The sequence below is a fragment of the Actinoplanes sp. L3-i22 genome (genome assembly GCF_019704555.1).
GTDB lineage: Bacteria > Actinomycetota > Actinomycetes > Mycobacteriales > Micromonosporaceae > Actinoplanes.
On the sequence record NZ_AP024745.1, the window covers coordinates 7,953,032 to 7,970,589 of the forward strand.

18 protein-coding genes are annotated in these 17,558 nt (G+C 71.5%); 10 read left to right on the forward strand and 8 right to left on the reverse strand.

Annotated elements, in window-relative coordinates:
• Window positions 1-20 precede the first annotated feature (20 nt).
• Window positions 21-1,046 carry a LacI family DNA-binding transcriptional regulator gene (locus tag L3i22_RS35790; protein WP_221321902.1) on the forward strand — a complete coding sequence of 342 codons (1,026 nt, stop codon included), beginning with the start codon at window positions 21-23 and terminating at the stop codon, window positions 1,044-1,046.
• 88 nt (window positions 1,047-1,134) lie between these two features.
• Window positions 1,135-1,656 carry a flavin reductase family protein gene (locus L3i22_RS35795; RefSeq protein WP_221321903.1) on the forward strand — a complete coding sequence of 174 codons (522 nt, stop codon included), beginning with the start codon at window positions 1,135-1,137 and terminating at the stop codon, window positions 1,654-1,656.
• Between the two features lie 42 nt (window positions 1,657-1,698).
• On the opposite strand, the gene L3i22_RS35800 is transcribed toward L3i22_RS35795, so the two are convergent.
• Window positions 1,699-2,187: a DUF2267 domain-containing protein gene (locus tag L3i22_RS35800; protein ID WP_221321904.1), complete on the reverse strand. Its 489-nt coding sequence runs from the start codon at window positions 2,185-2,187 to the stop codon at window positions 1,699-1,701.
• A gap of 328 nt (window positions 2,188-2,515) precedes the next feature.
• Between L3i22_RS35800 and L3i22_RS35805 the strand changes: the two genes are divergently transcribed.
• The 3 genes from L3i22_RS35805 to L3i22_RS35815 are packed head-to-tail and all read left to right on the forward strand — an operon-like array spanning window position 2,516 to window position 4,699.
• Window positions 2,516-2,965 carry an anthrone oxygenase family protein gene (locus L3i22_RS35805; protein WP_221321905.1) on the forward strand — a complete coding sequence of 150 codons (450 nt, stop codon included), beginning with the start codon at window positions 2,516-2,518 and terminating at the stop codon, window positions 2,963-2,965.
• Complete coding sequence (locus L3i22_RS35810) at window positions 2,953-3,915, forward strand: AraC family transcriptional regulator (RefSeq protein ID WP_221321906.1); 963 nt, start codon at window positions 2,953-2,955, stop codon at window positions 3,913-3,915. The genes L3i22_RS35805 and L3i22_RS35810 overlap by 13 nt, the downstream gene beginning before the upstream one ends.
• A 37-nt stretch (window positions 3,916-3,952) precedes the next feature.
• A complete protein-coding gene (locus L3i22_RS35815; protein WP_221321907.1) occupies window positions 3,953-4,699 on the forward strand; it encodes a hypothetical protein in 747 nt (248 codons plus the stop codon).
• A gap of 13 nt (window positions 4,700-4,712) precedes the next feature.
• On the opposite strand, the gene L3i22_RS35820 is transcribed toward L3i22_RS35815, so the two are convergent.
• The gene (locus tag L3i22_RS35820; RefSeq protein ID WP_221321908.1) at window positions 4,713-5,198 is read right to left on the reverse strand and encodes a PH domain-containing protein; all 486 of its coding nucleotides are present in this window, start codon (window positions 5,196-5,198) and stop codon (window positions 4,713-4,715) included.
• Window positions 5,199-5,239: 41 nt separating this feature from the next.
• Here L3i22_RS35820 and L3i22_RS35825 point away from each other — a divergent pair, with 41 nt between their 5' ends.
• The gene (locus L3i22_RS35825) at window positions 5,240-6,661 is read left to right on the forward strand and encodes an amidase (RefSeq protein ID WP_221321909.1); all 1,422 of its coding nucleotides are present in this window, start codon (window positions 5,240-5,242) and stop codon (window positions 6,659-6,661) included.
• Here L3i22_RS35825 and L3i22_RS35830 read toward each other — a convergent pair.
• The 3 genes from L3i22_RS35830 to L3i22_RS35840 form a co-directional block, all read right to left on the reverse strand.
• Window positions 6,658-7,302, reverse strand: coding sequence for a pentapeptide repeat-containing protein (locus tag L3i22_RS35830; RefSeq protein ID WP_221321910.1), 645 nt, complete (start codon window positions 7,300-7,302; stop codon window positions 6,658-6,660). The genes L3i22_RS35825 and L3i22_RS35830 overlap by 4 nt on opposite strands.
• A 75-nt stretch (window positions 7,303-7,377) precedes the next feature.
• Complete coding sequence (locus L3i22_RS35835) at window positions 7,378-9,312, reverse strand: ABC transporter ATP-binding protein (RefSeq protein WP_221321911.1); 1,935 nt, start codon at window positions 9,310-9,312, stop codon at window positions 7,378-7,380.
• A 230-nt stretch (window positions 9,313-9,542) separates the two neighbouring features.
• Window positions 9,543-10,865, reverse strand: a complete 1,323-nt coding sequence (locus tag L3i22_RS35840; RefSeq protein ID WP_221321912.1) for a radical SAM protein — start codon at window positions 10,863-10,865, stop codon at window positions 9,543-9,545.
• 186 nt (window positions 10,866-11,051) lie between these two features.
• Between L3i22_RS35840 and L3i22_RS35845 the strand changes: the two genes are divergently transcribed.
• Window positions 11,052-11,492, forward strand: a complete 441-nt coding sequence (locus L3i22_RS35845; RefSeq protein ID WP_221321913.1) for a universal stress protein — start codon at window positions 11,052-11,054, stop codon at window positions 11,490-11,492.
• A gap of 191 nt (window positions 11,493-11,683) precedes the next feature.
• Complete coding sequence (locus tag L3i22_RS35850; protein ID WP_255657417.1) at window positions 11,684-13,087, forward strand: cellulase family glycosylhydrolase; 1,404 nt, start codon at window positions 11,684-11,686, stop codon at window positions 13,085-13,087.
• Between the two features lie 8 nt (window positions 13,088-13,095).
• On the opposite strand, the gene L3i22_RS35855 is transcribed toward L3i22_RS35850, so the two are convergent.
• A complete protein-coding gene (locus L3i22_RS35855; protein WP_221321915.1) occupies window positions 13,096-14,367 on the reverse strand; it encodes a sorbosone dehydrogenase family protein in 1,272 nt (423 codons plus the stop codon).
• A 62-nt stretch (window positions 14,368-14,429) separates the two neighbouring features.
• Complete coding sequence (locus L3i22_RS35860) at window positions 14,430-15,326, reverse strand: S8 family serine peptidase (protein WP_221321916.1); 897 nt, start codon at window positions 15,324-15,326, stop codon at window positions 14,430-14,432.
• A 306-nt stretch (window positions 15,327-15,632) separates the two neighbouring features.
• Here L3i22_RS35860 and L3i22_RS35865 point away from each other — a divergent pair, with 306 nt between their 5' ends.
• Both L3i22_RS35865 and L3i22_RS35870 read left to right on the forward strand, forming a co-directional pair.
• Window positions 15,633-15,854: a hypothetical protein gene (locus tag L3i22_RS35865; RefSeq protein ID WP_221321917.1), complete on the forward strand. Its 222-nt coding sequence runs from the start codon at window positions 15,633-15,635 to the stop codon at window positions 15,852-15,854.
• 129 nt (window positions 15,855-15,983) lie between these two features.
• Entirely contained in the window at window positions 15,984-16,604 is a 621-nt protein-coding gene (locus tag L3i22_RS35870) for an AbfB domain-containing protein (protein ID WP_221321918.1), read from the forward strand.
• Window positions 16,605-16,623: 19 nt separating this feature from the next.
• On the opposite strand, the gene L3i22_RS35875 is transcribed toward L3i22_RS35870, so the two are convergent.
• The gene (locus tag L3i22_RS35875; RefSeq protein ID WP_221321871.1) at window positions 16,624-17,517 is read right to left on the reverse strand and encodes an IS5 family transposase; all 894 of its coding nucleotides are present in this window, start codon (window positions 17,515-17,517) and stop codon (window positions 16,624-16,626) included.
• Between the last annotated feature and the right edge of the window lie 41 nt (window positions 17,518-17,558).

Here is a 17,558-nt window from a genome sequence, read left to right on the forward strand (position 1 = left end):
TCCCGTGCTATAAACACGGCATGCAGAGCCACCGGCTACCGACGCTCGAGGACGTAGCCCGCGTGGCCGGCGTCTCCCGGGCCACCGTCTCCCGGGTCGTCAACGGCGTCCGCAACGTCGACCCGCAGCTGCACGAGGTGGTCTGGAGCGCGGTCGAGCAGACCGGGTACGTGCCGAACCGGCTGGCCCGATCGCTGGTCACCCGCCGCACCGGCACGGTGACCCTGGTCGTCTCCGACTCGGAGCCGCACGACGACGACCCGTTCATGGGCCGGTTCTTCGCGGACCCCTACTTCGGGCGCGTGGTCGGCGGGCTGATGAGCGTGCTGCGGCCGGCCGGCGTCCGGCTGGCACTGCAGATGGTCGGCCCCGAGGGGCAGAAACGCCTGGTCGGCGACCTGCGCAACGGGCAGGCCGACGGCGCCGTGGTGCTGTCGCTGCCGGCCCGGGACCCGCTGCCCGGCCTGCTCGCCGACGCCCGGATCCCGGCCGTGCTGATCGGGCGGCCGCCCGAGCCGGTGCCGATCAGCTACGTCGACCTGGCCAACGAGACCGGCGCCTCGCTCGCCGCGGAGCGCCTGGTGGCGCGCGGCTGCCAGCGGATCGGGATGATCTCCGGGCCGGCCGACGTGCCGGCCAGTCAGGACCGGATCACCGGTTTCCAGCGGGCGCTGGCCCGGCACGGGCACGCCTGGGTGCCGACCGCGACCGGCAACTTCACCCAGGAGAGCGGCGAGCGGGCGATGCGGACGCTGATGCCCGAGCAGCTCGACGGGGTCTTCGTGGCGAACGACCTGATGGCGGTCGGCGCGCTGCTGGTGCTGCGGGACGCCGGCAAGCGGGTGCCGGAGGACGTCGCGGTGGTCGGGTTCGACGACAGCAGCGCGGCGCTGGCGGCCCGCCCGGCACTCACGACGGTGCGGCACCCACTGGAGGACATGGCCGCCGAGGCCGCCACACTGTTGCTGGCCCGGATCGAGGAGCCGGAGGGGCGGGTAAGTTCGGTGATCTACGAGCCGACGCTGGTGAGTCGCCAGTCGGCATGATCGATGCGGACTGTGACGTCTCCAATACTTCCGAAAACCTATAGGCCCGATATAGATTGGGGTCGGTCGTCGGAAAGGACACCCTCACATGACCATCTCGCAGACCCCCGCGGCCTTCGTGACCAACCAGGATCTCGACCCGGTCCGCCTCCGGAGGGCGTTCGGTGACTTCCCCAGCGGGGTCGTCGCCGTCGCGGCCGCGGTCGACGGCGTCCTCGTCGGGCTCGCCGCCAGCTCGTTCACCTCGGTCAGCCTGGAACCGCCACTGATCTCCTTCTCCATCGCCAACACCTCGAAGACGTGGCCCGACCTGCGCCGCGCCGACCACCTCGGGGTGACCGTGCTGGCCGCCCACCACAGCGCGATCTGCCGCCAGCTCGCCGGGCCGGTCGCGCACCGCTTCGAGGGCATCCAGGCGTCGGTCAGCGACGAGGGCGCGGTGACCATCGACGACGGGCTGGCCCGCTTCGACACCACCATCTACCGCGAGGTGGAGGCCGGCGATCACACCATCGTCCTGCTGAAGCTGCACGGGCTGGATCACCCGGTCGGCGAGCTGGGCCCGCTGGTGTTCCACCGGTCGGCGTTCGGGCGGCTCACCGCCGAGTGAGGCCGGGCCGGGTCCGGGCCATCGACGTCCTGGAACCGCGGCTCAGAGGGATTTCTCCGCGGCCATGATCCGGGCCGGTTTCGGGGCCGGGCGCCGCAGCAGGCCCTCGACACCCGAGGCGCCGGCGTCCTCGGTCCACGGCACCAGCGGGCGGGACCGGAACAGCGCCCGCAGATCCATCGGCACCAGGTGCGCCAGCTCGGCCGGCGACACCCCGCGCTCCCCCGCGTTCAGCTCGGACAGCACCACCCGGGCCAGGAACGCCGCGTCGCTGCCGTCGGCGAAGAGGCGCTCACCGATCCGGGCCAGGAAACGCCGGCAGTCCATGATCTCCACGATCCGGCCGGTCTCCGGCGCCGGCAGCTGCCCACGGAGCTCTTCCGGCAGGGTTGCGGTCAGGCGACGGTACGCCGAAGCCGGCAGCAGTTCGCTCAGCACGCCGAGCACCGTGGCGGTGACCCGGCGGCTCTCGTTGCGGCCGTGCAGACGGCCGTTCTTCTGAATCCGGCTCAGCAGATCGTGCTGGTCCATGGTGGCGCCTCCCTGCGCGCCCCGGTCACGGCGCACCCGTACCGGGGCGCACCGGGGTACCCGGGCATATGCCCTCCAAACCGGAGTGTCAGGTACTTCACCGAATCGGTGTTTCGGGGACAGCGCCGCAGCGTTTCGCGTTCGTCAAACAGCGCTTCCGGCCGTACCCGGGCGATCGTTCTTGATCGTCGATCTTCAACCGGGGACGCGGCGGCGATGGCGGCCTGGGACGCTCGCGTATGTAACCGGGAGTTCCGGCCATGGTTCGTCCACGCCCGAGCGGGTGGACTTGCGTCATGACACTTGCTCCTGACGTCCGGGACCCCGCGTGAAGGCCCTGTCCATCGCGGCGGTGGTGTGCCTGGGGCTGATCGCCGGGATCTTCTTCGCGTTCACCACCTCGGTGCTGCCCGGCCTGCACGCCACCGACGACGCCACCTTCGTGACCGCGATGCGGCACCTCAACGCCGCCATCGAGAACGGCCTGTTCCTGCTGGTCTTCGCCGGGGCGCTGCTGTTCCCGGCGGTCCTCGCGGGGCTGCTCGCCCGGGCCGGCCGGCCGTTCGCCTGGGTCGCCGCGGCGGCCGGCCTCTACCTGGTGGTGCTGGTCCTGACGATGGTCGTCGAGGTGCCGCTCAACGACCGGCTCGCCGACGCCGCCGTGTCCCGGGCGGACTTCGAGAGCGTGTGGGTCCCGGTCAACGACCTTCGCACGGTGCTGAGCACGCTGGCGCTGGCCTGCCTCGGCCGTGGCATGGTTGCCGGGTGGACACGCTGACCGGGCTGCTCGACGGGCCGCGCGCACGTGGCGCCTTCCTGCTGCGGTCGGTGCTGGAGCCGCCGTTCGCGCTGCGGATCCAGGACGAGGCGCCGCTGACCCTGGTCACGCTGGTGCGGGGCACCGCCCTGATCATCCAGGACACGGCGGTGGAGCTCCGGCCCGGCGACGTCGCGGTGATCCGGGGGCCGCGGCCCTACACCGTCGCCGACGACCCGGCCACGCCCTGGCAGACGATCGTCCATCCCGGGCAGCGGTGCGTCACCGTGGACGGCGTGCCCCGGGCACAGCTCGGCGTGCGCAGCTGGGGCGACACCGCCGACGGCGGCACCGAGATGATCACCGGGACGTACCGGCTGGAGAGCGAGGTCAGCCGCCGGCTCCTCGGCGCGCTGCCGGCGATGCTGGTGCAGCCGGCCGCCGCCACCGACCGCACCCTGGTCGGGCTGCTCGCCGCCGAGATGACCGGCGGCGAGCCCGGCCAGGAACTGGTCCTGGACCGGCTGCTCGACCTGCTGCTCATCTCGGTGCTGCGGGCCTGGCTGGCGGGCCCGGAAGCCGGGGTGCCGGCCTGGCACGACCCGGTCGTCGGGCCGGCGCTGCGGCTGTTGCACGACCGGCCGGCCGGGCCGTGGACGGTCGCCGGGCTGGCCGCCCGGGCCGGGGTGTCCCGGTCGCTGCTGGCGCGCCGGTTCACCGAGCTGGTCGGGGAGCCGCCGATGGCGTACCTGACCGGCTGGCGCCTGGCCCTCGCCGCCGACCTGCTCCGGACCCCGGACGCGACCCTCGATGCGGTGGCGCGGCAGGTGGGGTACGGGAGCGCTTTCGCGCTCAGCGCGGCGTTCAAGCGCGAGCGCGGCGTCAGCCCGCGGGAATTCCGCCGGCAAGACCCCGACCAGCACTTCACCGCGTACGACCCGGGGCCGTCGCCCGTGGTGGTGCTGGCGTAGATTCGCGCCGCACAAGATCTACGGGGGATCGGGAATCATGAAGGTCATCGTCGCTGTCATCGCCGCGGCCGTCCTGCTGGGCGGCTGCACCGCCGGGTCCGGGCACCCGGCGTCGGTCGCGGCCCCGGCGCCGTCCGCGTCCGTCGCGCCGGTCACCAACGGGATCGCCGACCTGCCCGCCGCGGATATCCTGAAGCGCGCCCGGGTCACGCTCACCGCCGCGAAGTCGTTCCGGATCCGTGGCGGCCTGATCGCCAGCTCCGACGGTGTCCGCCCGCTGCTGTGGATGATGGACATCCAGCTCGCCGGGGACGACGCCGCGGGGTGGACCGCCATGGGGAGCACGAAGCAGGACACGCTCACCGTGCGCGGCGGACACTATCTGCGCCCCACCGCGCCGTTCATCAGCTCGGAGCTGGGTCCGGACGACGGGCGCAAGTTCACCACGGCGCAGGCCGGCCGGTGGATCTCCATCCCGCCGCGGCATGAGATGTTCGGCGACTTCGTCACCCGGAAGTGGGCGCTGAGCCTGCTCGGCCCGACCGGCCCGGTCACCAAGGGCGCGATCAAGAACTTCAGCGGGGTGCCGGCCATCGCGGTGACCTACGGCGGCAAGGCGAAGACCGTCGTGTACGTGTCCACCACCGGGGTCCCCTGCCCGATCCACCTGGACCGCACCGACCTCGAGGGCGTGTCCTTCAGCGAGTTCGGCGCCGCCCCGGCGATCCAGCCGCCCGCGCCCGCGGATGTCGTCGACCTCGCCGCCGTGGTGAAAGGCCTCTGACCGGCCGGGCGGCTCAGCCGCGGACGGCGGTCAGGCGCTGATCGATCTCGGCCAGCGCGGCGTGGAAGTCGGCCGGTTTCAGGACCGTGGTCATGGTCCGGAAGAAGGACGGCGGGCCGGACGACTCGACCGGGGCGATCACGCGGGTGCCGTCGCGGAGCGTGAGCCGGATGGACATCCGGTCGGCGGGCCGGCCCAGGAAGTTCTCGTGGACCGGGTCGACCGAGGCGATCTCCGCCCAGGGGATCGTCCGGGTGCGGAGCAACGTGCGCAGCCGGATGCCGTCGTCCCCGAGGAACAGACCGGACCAGGCCGTGCGGCCGATGACGGTCAGCCACGCGGCCACGAAGGCGTAGGCCTTCAGCGCCTCCAGGACGGGCGGCGCGGCGAGCACCGACGTGACGACCACGACCAGGGCGAACATGGCGCCCACGATGGTCAGCGAGGTAGTGAAGTACTGCAATGATGTCCACGGATACGGGCGTCGCCACCGGCTCATATCGACGATGATCGCACCCCGCCGCTCGGGAGGGCAGCCTGATGTCACCGGCCGGATCCATTGTGGGCCTGAGCGCCGCCGAGCTGTCCGCGGCCATCGGGAAACAGCAGGTCAGCTGCGTCGAGGTGATGACCGCCCACCTGGATCACATCGACCGGGTGAACCCGGCGGTCAACGCGATCGTGGCGTTGCGGCCGCGGGACGAGCTGCTCGCCGAGGCGGCCGGGAAGGATCGGCTGCTGCGCGACGGCGGGCGCCAGGGCTGGATGCACGGGTTTCCGCACGCGGTCAAGGATCTCGCCGACGTCGCGGGCCTGACCAGCAGTTACGGTCTGATGCCGATGGTCGCCGACGCGGACTCGCTGTTCGTCGAACGGATCCGGGCGGCCGGGGCGATCTTCATCGGGAAGACGAACGTCCCGCAGCTCGGGCTCGGATCACAAACCTACAACCACGTTTACGGTACGACCGGAAACGCCTACGACCCGGCGAAGACCGCCGGTGGGAGCAGCGGCGGGGCGGCCGCGGCGGTGGCGCTGCGGATGCTCCCGGTCGCGGACGGCAGCGACTTCATGGGGTCGTTGCGGAACCCGCCCGGCTGGAACAACGTGTACGGCCTGCGCCCGTCGTTCGGCCGGGTCCCGTCGGCCGGCGGCGACCAGTTCGTCGCGCAGGGCGGGGTCGAGGGGCCGATCGCGCGCACCGCGACCGACCTGGAGCTGCTGCTGCGGACCATGGCCGGCTACGACGACCGGGCGCCGCTGTCGCTGGACGGCTTCACCGGGCGCGCCGCCGGGCCCACCGGGAAGGTCGCGTGGCTCGGCGATCTCGGCGGGTACCTGCCGATGGAGCCGGAGGTCCTCGCCGTCACCCGCGCCGCGCTCGGGCACTTCACCGCGCTCGGGATGACCGTCGACACCGTCGACGAGCTGCCCGGGCTGGGCACCGACCGGCTCTGGCCGACCTGGCTGACCTACCGGCACTGGCTGGCCGGGAACGGGGTCCGGCAGGTGCACGCCGATCCGCGGCTGCGGGCGCTGCTCAAACCCGAGGCGCTCTTCGAGTACGAGGGACTCCAGCGCCTGTCCGCGATCGACGTGTTCGAGAACGCCGAGCTCCGCAGCCGCCTCTACGAGGGCTTCCGGGAGCTGTTCGCGACGTACGACTACGCCGTCCTGCCGACCGCCCAGGTCATGCCGTTCGACGCGAGCGTGCACTGGCCGGAGTCGATCAACGGGACCGCGATGCCGACCTACCACCGGTGGATGGAGGTCACCACGATCGGGACGATGATCAACGCGCCGGTGCTGGCCGTCCCGGCCGGGTTCGGGGCGAGCGGGCTGCCGATCGGACTGCAGGTCATCGGGCGCAACCACGACGACTTCGGGCTGCTGGCGCTGGCGAAGGCGTGGGAGTCGCAGACCGGCGCGTGGCAGGCCCGGCTGCCGTCGCTGCTGGGCTAACGATCCTTGACCTGGAGGCCCAGGGTCTGGGCGAGGGCGGCGGCCGCCTCGGCCAGCTGGCCGGAGTCGATGATCGCGCCGCGCAGGAAGTCCCAGCCCTCGGCGACGTCCAGGCTGCGCGCCTTGCGGAAGTCCAGCTTCTTGACCGTGGTGCGGGTGAACCGGGCCCGGGAGATCGTCGAGCCCGGGAACGTGACGCCGGTCAGGGTGGCCGAGCCGAAGTCGACCTCGGTCAGGTCGCAGTCCCGGAACTCGACGTCGTGCAGGCGGGTGGCGCGCAGGTTGAGGCTGTCCAGCTTGCAGCCGCGCAGGACGACCCGCCGCCAGGTGCCGCCGTGCGCCTGGACGCCGGCCAGCACGCTGTCCTCGATCACGACGTCCAGCAGGTCGGTCTCCGACCAGGAGGTGCCGATCCAGCGGGTGCGGCCCATGCCGACGTCGCTGAACCGGGCGCCGCCCAGGTCGCCGCCGGTGAACGTGGTCGCGGTGAACGCGCACTCGTCGAACCGGGTGCCGCCGGCCTTCACGTCGTCGAACTCACCGCCGTCCAGGTGGCGGCCGGTGTAGTCCTCGTCCTGCGCCGGCTCGCTGTCGAACGGGCGCAGGTGCCTGGCGAACGGAAGATCCTCGGGGACACCCATGCCCGGCACGGTACCGGGCGCCGGCGGGACGTCGCGGGGCCGGGCCGATGGCCGTACCGGAAATCGGGTCTGCTCTCAATCCGGCTGATAGCCGGCCGCCTGCAGGGTGAAGAGCTGGGCGTACGTGCCGGCCGCCGCCATCAGCTCGCGGTGGGTACCGGATTCGATCAGCGCGCCGCGGTCCATCACGAAGATCCGGTTGGCGTGCGTGACGTTCGCGAGCCGGTGCGTGATCAGGATCGTGGTGTGCGTGCCCTGCCGGTCGCGCAACGCCTGGAACAGGGCGTCCTCGGCGCGCGGGTCGAGCGCCGAGGACGGCTCGTCCATGATCAGCAGGGGTGCGTCGCGGAGGAACGCGCGGGCCGCGGTGATCCGCTGCCACTGGCCGCCGCTGAGGTCCTGTCCCTCTTTGAACGTGCGGTCGAGCAGCGTGTCGTAGCCGTGCGGCAGCTCCTGGATCATCTCGTGGGCGGCGGCGCGCAGGGCGGCGGCCTCGATCCGCACCGGATCCGCGGCGGCGTCCACGTCACCCATCGCGATGTTGGTGGCCGCGCTGAACGGCCACTTGTGGTGCTCCTGCAGCGCGACGCCGATCTGGCCGCGCAGGCCGGCGACGTCCCACTCCGGGTACGGCCGGCCGTTCCAGCTGATCGTCCCGCCGGACGGCTCGCGCAGCCCGGCGATCATCGCGGCCAGGGTCGACTTGCCGGAGCCGTTCTCGCCGACCAGCGCGATCGTCTCGCCGGCCCGGATCGTCAGGGTCACCGCGTCGACGGCCGGGCGGTCGCGATCCGGATAGCGCAGCGTCACGTCGCTGACCTGCAATTCCTTCAGGATTTCCGGTACGGGGCGGTCCGCGACCGTGGCCGGCAGGTGATCCCGGGCGGCGGCGAGAAAGCGTACGTACTCGTTGAAGAACTGTCCGCTGGCGTAGACCCGGTCCACCTGGAACGTCACCAGCGACAGCGCGCGCTGGGCGGCCTGCACCGCGATCACGCAGGTCGCGGCGGCCGCCAGCGGGATCTGGCCGTCCAGCAGCAGGAGGCCGAGCAGCCCGTAGACGCCGGCCAGGGCGACCCCGCCGGCCGACGCGCCGACGCTGGTCGTGGTGGTGACCCGCCGCGCGACGCCGAGCTCGACCGTGACCTGGGCGCCCATCACCCGGTCGTAGAGGCCGAGCAGGAACCCGCGCAGGCCGTACGAGCGCAGCTCGGCCGCCGACACCCGCTCGGCCATCAACTGCTGCAGCACCCACTGCCGGCGCCGGCGCGTCGAGCTGGCCAGGTAGCTCTGGAACCGGACGTGCCCGGCGCGCAGCGCGGCGTACCCGGTCGGGACCGTCGCCACCAGCAGCGCCAGCAGCAGCAGCGGGTGCACGGCGACCACCGCGATCAGCACGGCGAGCAGGCTGACCACGCCGGCGAACAGGTTCATGGTGTTCTGCACCAGCTCGATCGCGGCCTCGGTGCCGCGGGTGGCCCGCTCCATGCCCTCGGCGAACGTGTCGTCGTCGAACGCCTTCAGGTCCACGGCGGTGGTGTGCTCGAACAGCTCCCGCTCGACGACCAGGCGCACCCGGGGCGTCAGGCCGTTGAGCGCGTAGCCGACGGCCATGCCCAGCGCGCCGCGGATCGCGGTCGCCGCGGCCAGCCAGATCAGTGCCGGCAGCGCCGCGCGGACCCGGTCCGGGGTGGGGCCGCCGGCGAACAGCTGGATCAGCACCTGCTGGGTGGCGAGCAGGCCGAACGCGGCCAGCGCGCCGCTGGTCACGGTCGAGATCGCGACCAGGACCGTGCGCATCCGGTCGGCGTGCCAGGCGACCCGGACGGCCTTCCGGATCAGGCTCGGGAGCTCGGCGAAGACGCCCAGGATGCCGGCGTCGGCGCGAGCCCGCACCCCCGTCTCCCACCAGCTCGGGCGTAGTTCCGGGAGTACGGCTTCGCTCATACCTCTAGCGGTAGCCGACCGTGGGCGGTCCGGGCCATCGGGCGGGCTCCCGGTTACCCCCATCGGGCCTCGATCGGCACATTCCGGGAGAATCCCGGGCTGCCAGCTCGCGGTTTCCGACCGGGCGACGCCGCTGGGTTCTTATAAACCGCAACCACCCGCGGACGTCGCCCTTTCGGGCCTCGCGTTTTTGGGCGCCCCGCGCCCTGCGAGGACCGGAAGGGTCCCCGCGGGAGCGACGATCAGCTATTGGCCGCAGCCGGGGCAATGCTGAAGTTGATCGTGATTTTCGGTCAGGCTTCGGCGGGCTGCTCCGCGGCGGGGAGGCTGTCCATGAAGGAGCTGACCGAGAAGACGGCGTTGCCGGCGCCGGCCGGGCCGTAGCCGGGCGGGCTGGTCAGGCCGTTGGACTCCATCGTGGCGCGGTACGCCTCGAGCAGCCGGATGTGGTACTCCAGCGGGGCGCCGTTCGGGTTGGTCTTGCCCAGCGGGGTGGTCGGTTCCGGACACCAGGTGGTGAAGCGCGGGGTGATGCCGCGGGACATGAAGTACTGCAGGCCCTCGGTGGTGGACTCGATCGCCTCGTCGACCGTGCGGAACCCGAACGGCTCGGCCATCTCGATGCCGGCCACGAAGTTCGGGATGACGTTGCGCGGGCCGAAGACCTCCGCGGACTCCAGGATGCGGCGGTGCCACTCGGCGCGGCCCACGTAGCGCTCCTTGCCCGGGCAGTGCAGCTCGAACAGGCGCTTGTCCCACACCTCGTAGTTCGGGTGGTAGATCTGGATGCCGTAGTCCTTGAAGCGCTGCACGTCGGCCCGGGGCAGCGCCTGGGCGACGACCTTGCCGATCCAGCGGCCGGGGAAACGCTCCTCGATCGCCTCCGCGTACTGCCCGTAGAAGTCGGCCTCGGCCTTGCCGCCGACCTGCGAGGTGATGCTGCCGCCGGTCAGGGTGTACGCCGTGGACGTCTTCAGCGTGTCGTACTTGTCGATGATCGCGAGCGCCTCGAGGACCTCCTCGATCGGCTTGACCCCGGTGTACGGCCGGCCGGCGGCCTTGTGCTGGCGCCAGTTGTGGTTGATGTCGCAGTACTGGCACTCCTCCTTGGCGCCGAAGTACTGACAGACGCGGAAGACCGTGAGGTAGACGAGGTAGCCCCACTGGATGGTGGGTGCGACCTCCATCACCTGCTTGCCGTTGGCCAGGGTGTGCCGGTAGTACTCCGGCATCGGCGGGAGGCCGACCTCGGCGATCGGACGGTCCTCGAGGAAGAGCGTGAGGCGGCCGTCGGCGTCCGGTTTCACCCGGTACGGCGAAGCCGGGTTGATCCGCACCGACACGACCGTGCGGCGCAGGTCGTAGGGCCCGCCGGTGAGGACGATCTCCTCCGGCGGGCGCTGCAGCGCGGCCTGGCCCAGCTCGGGGAGGGTGCGCAGGTCGAACGAGAAGATGAAGTAGGACTTGGGCTTGACGTCGCCGTTCTCGTTGTCGGTCAGCGCCGAGTCGTCGAACGCCAGACCGCCACGCAGCAGATCCTCCTTGATCACCGCTTCCCGTGGAACGTTCGGGAACCGGCTCATCAAGTCCTCGATGAGGTCGGTGCGTGACTCCATGTCGCCTCCTGTGCTTGTCTCAGCAACAGGCTATGCCGCCCTGATCAGGCTGACGAATGACCCTCAGCACGTTCGGCAGGTCGATATGTGCTTGACAAACGCTGAGCGCCCGCATTGCTGAACGGTTTCCGTCGGGATACAGTCTGCTTAACTGAACGCTGCACGTTCACTTATTGGGTGGCGGCTATGGGTAGGGACGGACCGGGCGCGATCCTGGTGGGCATCGACGGGTCGGCGTCATCGATGAACGCGGCGGCCTATGCGGCCGGCATGGCGCGCCGCCAGCACTGCCGGCTGATCGCCGTGTACGTCCGGGCCAATCCGCCGGCGCTGCTGCCGCTGGCCGACGCCGGCGGGCACGCCGCGGTCACCGCGATCGACGCGCAGAACGAGGTCGAGCGGGAGCTGCGGACCGCGTTCGAGCAGTACCTGCCGCAGCTCGGGGTCGATGCCGAGCTGGTCGTGCGCACCGGTGAGCCGTTCGCCGAGCTGACCGCCGCGGCCCGGGAGGCGCGGGCCGACGCGGTCATCGTGGGCCGTTCGGCCGGGATGCTGCACCGGATCGCCGGGTCGCTCGCCATCAAGCTGGTCCGCTGTGGGAAATGGCCGGTCACGGTCGTACCGTAGGCGGATTTTGATCTTGATCTGAGCTACTTCACCGCAACCCAGTTGCCCTCATCCAAGGCCTGCAACCCCGGTGATACCCGCCGATCGAAAGGGGCGCCCCCGAAAAGCAACCCGACGAGTGAGGCCCCCTGATGAGCAACCGGCTCCGTGCAACCCTCCTGGCGTCCGCGCTCATGGCATCCTCACTCCTGATGGCGACTCCCGCGCACGCCGCGACCACCGCCGTCGCGCCGACCCTGGCCGGCCGGCTGGCCGCGGTGAAGGTCGCGAAGACGATCAACTACTACCCGTCGAACGCCGGCTGGTCGGCGATGTGGACGAACTTCGACCCGGTCGCGATCGACGCGGACCTGGCCAAGGCCGCGGCCCTGGGCGCCAACAACGTGCGGGTGATCCTCTTCCCGGACGCGTTCGGCTACCCGACCCCGAAGGCCGAGTACGCCGAGAAGCTGCGCAAGTTCATCAGCATCGCGGACTCCTACGGGATGACCGTCAAGCTCACCCTGTTCGACTGGTGGGAGGGGTACAGCGAGGTGGCCCGGAGCGTGACCTGGGCGAAGGCGCTGATCGACCCGTACAAGGACGACCCGCGGGTGGTCACGGTCGAGCTGAAGAACGAGTTCCAGCCGGACGACGCGGCCGCGGTCACCTGGGTCAGGCAGATCATCCCGGCGGTCCGGGCGATCGCCCCGAACCTGCCGCTGACCCTCTCGGTCGACGGCGGCACCGGCGCGGCCGGCATGGCGAAGATCAAGACCGCGCTGGCCGGCACGCCGCTGGACTACTACGACTTCCACTTCTACGGCAACTCGGAGCGCTCGCTCGCCGAGATCCGCAAGGCGCAGGCCGCCGTCTCGCCGGCCCCGATCGTGATCGGCGAGACCGGGGTCAGCAGCGGCGCGACCAGCGACGGGGAGCAGGCCGCCTACCTGGCCCGGGTGTTCCGGGCGGCGGCCGAGGCCGGCGTCGGGTCGGTGGCGCCGTGGACACTGAACGACTTCTCCGCCGGGGCGATCCCGGCGCAGTCGAACGTGTCGACGATCGCCGGGCAGTACACGTTCGGCCTGTACCGCTCGGACGGCACCGCCAAGCTCGCCGCGTCCGTGGTGCGGACCGCGTGGACCGGCACGGCGATGCCGAACACCTATCTCAACCTGGGCTTCGAGGCGCCGGCGAACGAGCTGACCTGGAAGGCGAACCAGCCCGAGGCGGGGGTCGGCACGGTCGTCACCGGGATGGCGCGGACCGGCTCCTACTCGCTGCGGTTCGCCGGCACCACCCGGACCGCGTCCGGCCTGCCGTCGATGCGGACCGCGCCGATCACGCCGGTGCAGCCGAACTACAAGTGGCGGGCCGAGGCGTACGCCCGCGGCTTCAGCGCGACCGGGGTCACCGAGATCTCGCTGAGCTGGTTCGACGCGGCCGGCAAGTGGATCAGCGAGAGCACCTCGAACCGGCTGCCGACCGGCAACACCACCTGGACGAAGCTGGTGGTGGAGACGACCGCCCCGGCCGGCGCCGCCAGCGTGCAGCTGCACCTGAAGTCCGCCGACAACACCGGCACGGTCTACTTCGACGACGTCGCGATGTCCTGACCTTCAGCTCAGCTCGGGGACACCCGATAGATGGCGCCGGCCAGGTCGTCGCTCACGTAGATGGCCTGGTCGGGGCCTTGCACTGCCATGACCGGCCGGCCCCAGCGGTTGCCCTCGGCGTCCTGGAAACCGCCGAGCAGCGTGCGCTGCGGGCCGAGATCCCCCTTGCTCCAGGCGAAGAACGACACCTCGGGCGCGCGCGGCGGCTTCCGGTTCCACGAGCCGTGGATGCCGACCAGCGCGCCCGCCCCGAACGGCGCCGGCAGCGTCGCGAAGCTCAGCCCGAGCGGCGCGGAGTGCGCGCCCATCCCCTGCTCGATCTCCGGAAGCGCCGCGCAGTCCAGCTTCTGCCCGTCGCGATTGAGCTGGTCATCGCGGTCCCAGGACCGATCAAGAGCAGGATTACAGTACGGCCAGCCGAGGTCCCGCCCCTGGGTCAGCTTGGCCAGCGGCTCCAGCGGATGATCGTTCACATAGCTCTGCTTGACTTTGTGATCGGCGGGGTCGGCGATGTTGTCCCGGTTGTTGACCGCGGTCCAGACCGCGCCGTCCGGTGCGATCGCCAGGCCGGTGCCGTTGCGCACGCCGCGGGCGAAGACCGTGGGGGTCCCGCCGCCGGGCGGCGCCTTCAGGATGGTGGCCCGCTCCGGCGTGGCCGCCCGGTCCTCGGTGGAGATGTTGCCGGTGGAGCCGACCGAGACGTAGATCGTGCCGTCCCCACCGATCGCGACGCTCTTCAACGCGTGCGCGTAGGCGCCGCCCAGCTCGGGACTCTTCGCGTCGGGCAGGCCGTCGATCACCACCTTCTTCCCGGTGACCGCGCCGGCCGAGTAGGCGAAGGTGTCGACCTGATCGCTTTCGGCCACGTAGAGCGTGTCGCCCCGGAACGCCAGGCCGTGCGGCTGGTTCAGCCCACTGACCAGGGTGTGCTGTTGCGGGGCCGCGTCGGCGGCGCCGGGGATCAACTCGACGACGTCGCCGAGCTTGGGCCGGGAGACGAGCAGCCGCTGATCCGGCGTCCAGGCGAGCAGGCGGGCGCCGGGCACCCGGGCCCAGACCGTCACCGACCAGCCGGCCGGGGCCCGCATCGACCGGGCCCGGTCGAACGGCGCCGCGTCGGTGCCGGCCAGCGGGCGCACGGCGATGTCGGCCATCGCCGCCGCGGCCTCCGGGACCGGGGAGGCCGGGGTCGCGGCCATCGACTCGTCGCCCGAGGCCGTGCACCCGATCAGGGTCAGGCCGAGGCTGCCGGCCATCAGAGCTCGCATCACCGCTTTCACGCGACCGACCGTACCTGCTCGGCACGGCCGACCGCGGAACGAATTCCGGTCCTGTGGATAACTCAAGCACCGAGGTTCAGCACCCGGTTCGGTGTGCCCTCGCGCAGGTTGTGCAGGACGCCCTTGGTGGCATTGGCGATCAGCCAGGCCTTGACCGCGGCCGGCCGCGCGCCCGGATGCGACTCCAGGTAGAGCGCCGCCGCGGCGGCCACCACCGGCGGGCCGGCGAACAGGGTCACGCACGGTCCGAAGTCGCGCCACGGGTTCGCGCCGACCGTGATCACCGCCGAGGAGCGGCCCGGGGACCAGCCGCACGCGTCCCGGTCGCGGTTGCCGGCGGTCACGGCGTAGACCAGGCCCGCCGCGACCGAGCCGGCGACCGCCTCGTCGAGCGCCCGGTTCGGCTCGCCGCTCAGGCCCAGACTCACCACCGTCGGGCCGCGCCGCTCCGCGGTGACCCGGTCGATCGCGGCGATCACCGCGGACGCGGTGCCGCACGCGGTGACCGGGTGGACGCGGGCGCCCGGCGCCCAGTACCGCAGGAGGCCGGCGGCCTCGGTCCCGTGCGCGCCGCAGTCGATCGGGTACGCCGTGACCCCGGCCCCGGTCGCCGACCCGCTCGTCCCGACGTCACCGCGGTACGGGCCGCCGGCGTCCGGGGTCACCGTCCCGTCCGCCACGACGTACTCGACCGCGGGGTCGGCCCGCAACGCGGTCAGCTGGGCCGCGGACAACACCGCGGCGAAGCCGTCGAGCGCGTGGTGGTACTCCCGGTCGACGTGGACACCGATCGCGCGGGCGTGCCGGAGCGCCGCTGCCGCGGCCGGCGCCCGGCGCAGCACGACGAGGTAGTGCTCGTCGGGCCGCTGATCGGCGGGTGGGGCGCCCACGGCCCGAGCCGCTACGGCGAGTGACGAGATGGCTAGAACGGCGACGGCCGCCGCGAGGGTTCTTCTCATGGATCCACGGTGCTGACCAGGGTGGAGTCGGGGCATCGGCACCGATACCCAGGAAAACTATTGGCAGGGTGGCCGATATGGGCGTGACGGGACGTGACGTACCGGGATTCATCGTGTCGAGACCTGTCACCCGCCCGTCACAGCGCGCCCTCCAGGCAGCCAAAGCCCTGGTCAAGGTGGCTTTTGGACGCCGTACGGCCGATGCCCCGGGTTCACGGTGATCCGTTAAGCTTCCGGCCCGGTGATCCACTCCTGAGTGGATCAAACCGTCCATGTGGCTGCACCTAGGCATCAAGCGGAGGAAAAGTGGCGATCACCGCCGATCTGGAGAAGGTCCTCGACAAGGCCTGGCAGGACAAGTCCCTGGAAGAGATCCTCGACGCTCCGGTCGAGGCGCTGGCCGGCGTCAGCGCCAGTGGCGGCAAGCTGATCCGTGACGCGCTCGGCGTCAAGACCATCGGTGAGCTGGGCCGCAACAAGTACTTCCGGGCGGCTCAGGCCCTCGCCGCCCTGGCCGACGCCAGCTGATTCCGCGCGGTGGGGCATCCCTCCGGGTGCCCCACCGGGTTGTCGCCCCCGGCCTCGGGAGCCACCCCGTAATGTTGCCGGTCGCGCCCGCGGGCAGTCGTGGCGCAGGCGGCAGCGGGAGGAACAGCGATGACCATCTACGGCAGTGGCGGCACCGGCACCCAGGCCGGCCGCCGTCTTCACCCCGGCGTCCTCGCCCTGGTGATCGCCTCCGGTCTGATCGTCGCCGCCGCCGTCGGCTACCTCGTCCTGCGCTCCCCCGCCGCGCCGGTGCCGCAGGCCGCGGCCTCCCCGTCGGTCCGCCCCACGACCGCGTCGGCGGCCCCGGCGCCGACCGCCCCGGACGGGCTGGCCACCGGCTCCTGGCAGGTCTCCCCCGCCGACGACAAGTCCACCTTCCTCGCCGTCAAGGGCGAGTTCGCCACCCTCACCGACGTGGAGTCCCCGCCGGTGACCGTGGTGAAGGGCCTCGCCGACGAGGACTGCTTCACGTTCCGCGACGAGGACGGCAAGTACCTCCGGCACTTCGACTACCGCCTGCGCTTCGCCGCGAAGGAGGACTCCGACCTGTTCCGCCAGGACGCGACGTTCTGCGCCGAGGACGATCAGCCGGCCGGCTCGTTCCGGGTCCGGTCGAAGAACTACCCCGACTACTTCCTGCACCGGCGGGGCGCCGACCTCTACATCGACAAGCCCTCCGGCGACTCGTTCGAGGCGGACAGCACGTTCACGCTCCAGCCGCTCGCCTAGGGCGTGTTTCATAAGCAGGTCAGAGCCACTCGCAGATGATGGTGATGGTCAGGACTGCCTGGTAGCGGACGGCAAGTTTGTCGTAGCGGGTCGCGACGCCGCGGTGGCGTTTGAGGCGGTTGATGCCGCATTCGACGGCGTGGCGTTGCCGGTAGACGAGCCGGTCGAAAGCGGGTGGCCGGCCGCCTTTGCGGCCTTTGGCTTTGCGGTGGGCGTCCTGGTCACTCTTGCTGGGAATGCACGCCCGGATTCCGCGTTTACGCAGGTAGGAACGGTTTTCTTTCGAGGTGTAGGCCTTGTCGGCGAGGACCGTGTCGGGGCGGGTCCGGGGCCGGCCACCGCCGGGCCGGCCGACCCGGATCCTGGACAGGACCGGGATGAACTGCGGACTGTCCCCGCACTGCCCGGCGGTCACGATGAACGCCATGACCTTCTGCCCCTGCTCACAGGCCAGATGCGTCTTGGTGGTCAACCCGCCCCGCGACCGCCCCAGGCCGTGATCATCAGGTTCGGTGTGCACGCCGCCGGGCGGCTCCTTCTGCAGCTGCCCGTCGCGGCGAGCACCGGCCGCGTGCTGATGGGCGCGGCTGGTCATCGAGTCGAGGCTGATGTCCCAGCGGATCCGGCCGGCCGCATCGGCATGGGCCTGCAGAGCGGCCAGGATGCTGTCCCAGGTGCCGTCGCGTTGCCAGCGGCGAAACAGTCCATAGACGGTAGGCCAGGGCGGATAGACGGCGGCGACGTCCCGCCACGGAACCCCGTTCCGGATCCGCCAGCGGATCCCGTTGATGAGCTGCCGTTTCGTCCACTTCGGCGGCCGCCCGTTCCCCGACACAGCCGGCAGCAACGGAGCAAGCCGCTGCCACTGAGCGTCGGTGAGGTCATGCCGCGTCGTCACCGCTAAGGTGGCCACGAGGTCTCCGGTATGAAGTTCTAGCTTGGTCGCTGAACCAC

Bases quoted from the DNA above. Each gene is read 5' to 3' on its own strand.
- L3i22_RS35790 (WP_221321902.1), top strand. From the start codon at position 21: ATGCAGAGCCACCGGCTACCGACGCTCGAGGACGTAGCCCGCGTGGCC.
- L3i22_RS35795 (WP_221321903.1), top strand. From the start codon at position 1,135: ATGACCATCTCGCAGACCCCCGCGGCCTTCGTGACCAACCAGGATCTC.
- L3i22_RS35800 (WP_221321904.1), bottom strand. From the start codon at position 2,187: ATGGACCAGCACGATCTGCTGAGCCGGATTCAGAAGAACGGCCGTCTG.
- L3i22_RS35815 (WP_221321907.1), top strand. From the start codon at position 3,953: ATGAAGGTCATCGTCGCTGTCATCGCCGCGGCCGTCCTGCTGGGCGGC.
- L3i22_RS35820 (WP_221321908.1), bottom strand. From the start codon at position 5,198: ATGAGCCGGTGGCGACGCCCGTATCCGTGGACATCATTGCAGTACTTC.
- L3i22_RS35825 (WP_221321909.1), top strand. From the start codon at position 5,240: ATGTCACCGGCCGGATCCATTGTGGGCCTGAGCGCCGCCGAGCTGTCC.
- L3i22_RS35830 (WP_221321910.1), bottom strand. From the start codon at position 7,302: ATGGGTGTCCCCGAGGATCTTCCGTTCGCCAGGCACCTGCGCCCGTTC.
- L3i22_RS35835 (WP_221321911.1), bottom strand. From the start codon at position 9,312: ATGGGGGTAACCGGGAGCCCGCCCGATGGCCCGGACCGCCCACGGTCG.
- L3i22_RS35840 (WP_221321912.1), bottom strand. From the start codon at position 10,865: ATGGAGTCACGCACCGACCTCATCGAGGACTTGATGAGCCGGTTCCCG.
- L3i22_RS35845 (WP_221321913.1), top strand. From the start codon at position 11,052: ATGGGTAGGGACGGACCGGGCGCGATCCTGGTGGGCATCGACGGGTCG.
- L3i22_RS35850 (WP_255657417.1), top strand. From the start codon at position 11,684: ATGGCGACTCCCGCGCACGCCGCGACCACCGCCGTCGCGCCGACCCTG.
- L3i22_RS35860 (WP_221321916.1), bottom strand. From the start codon at position 15,326: ATGAGAAGAACCCTCGCGGCGGCCGTCGCCGTTCTAGCCATCTCGTCA.
- L3i22_RS35870 (WP_221321918.1), top strand. From the start codon at position 15,984: ATGACCATCTACGGCAGTGGCGGCACCGGCACCCAGGCCGGCCGCCGT.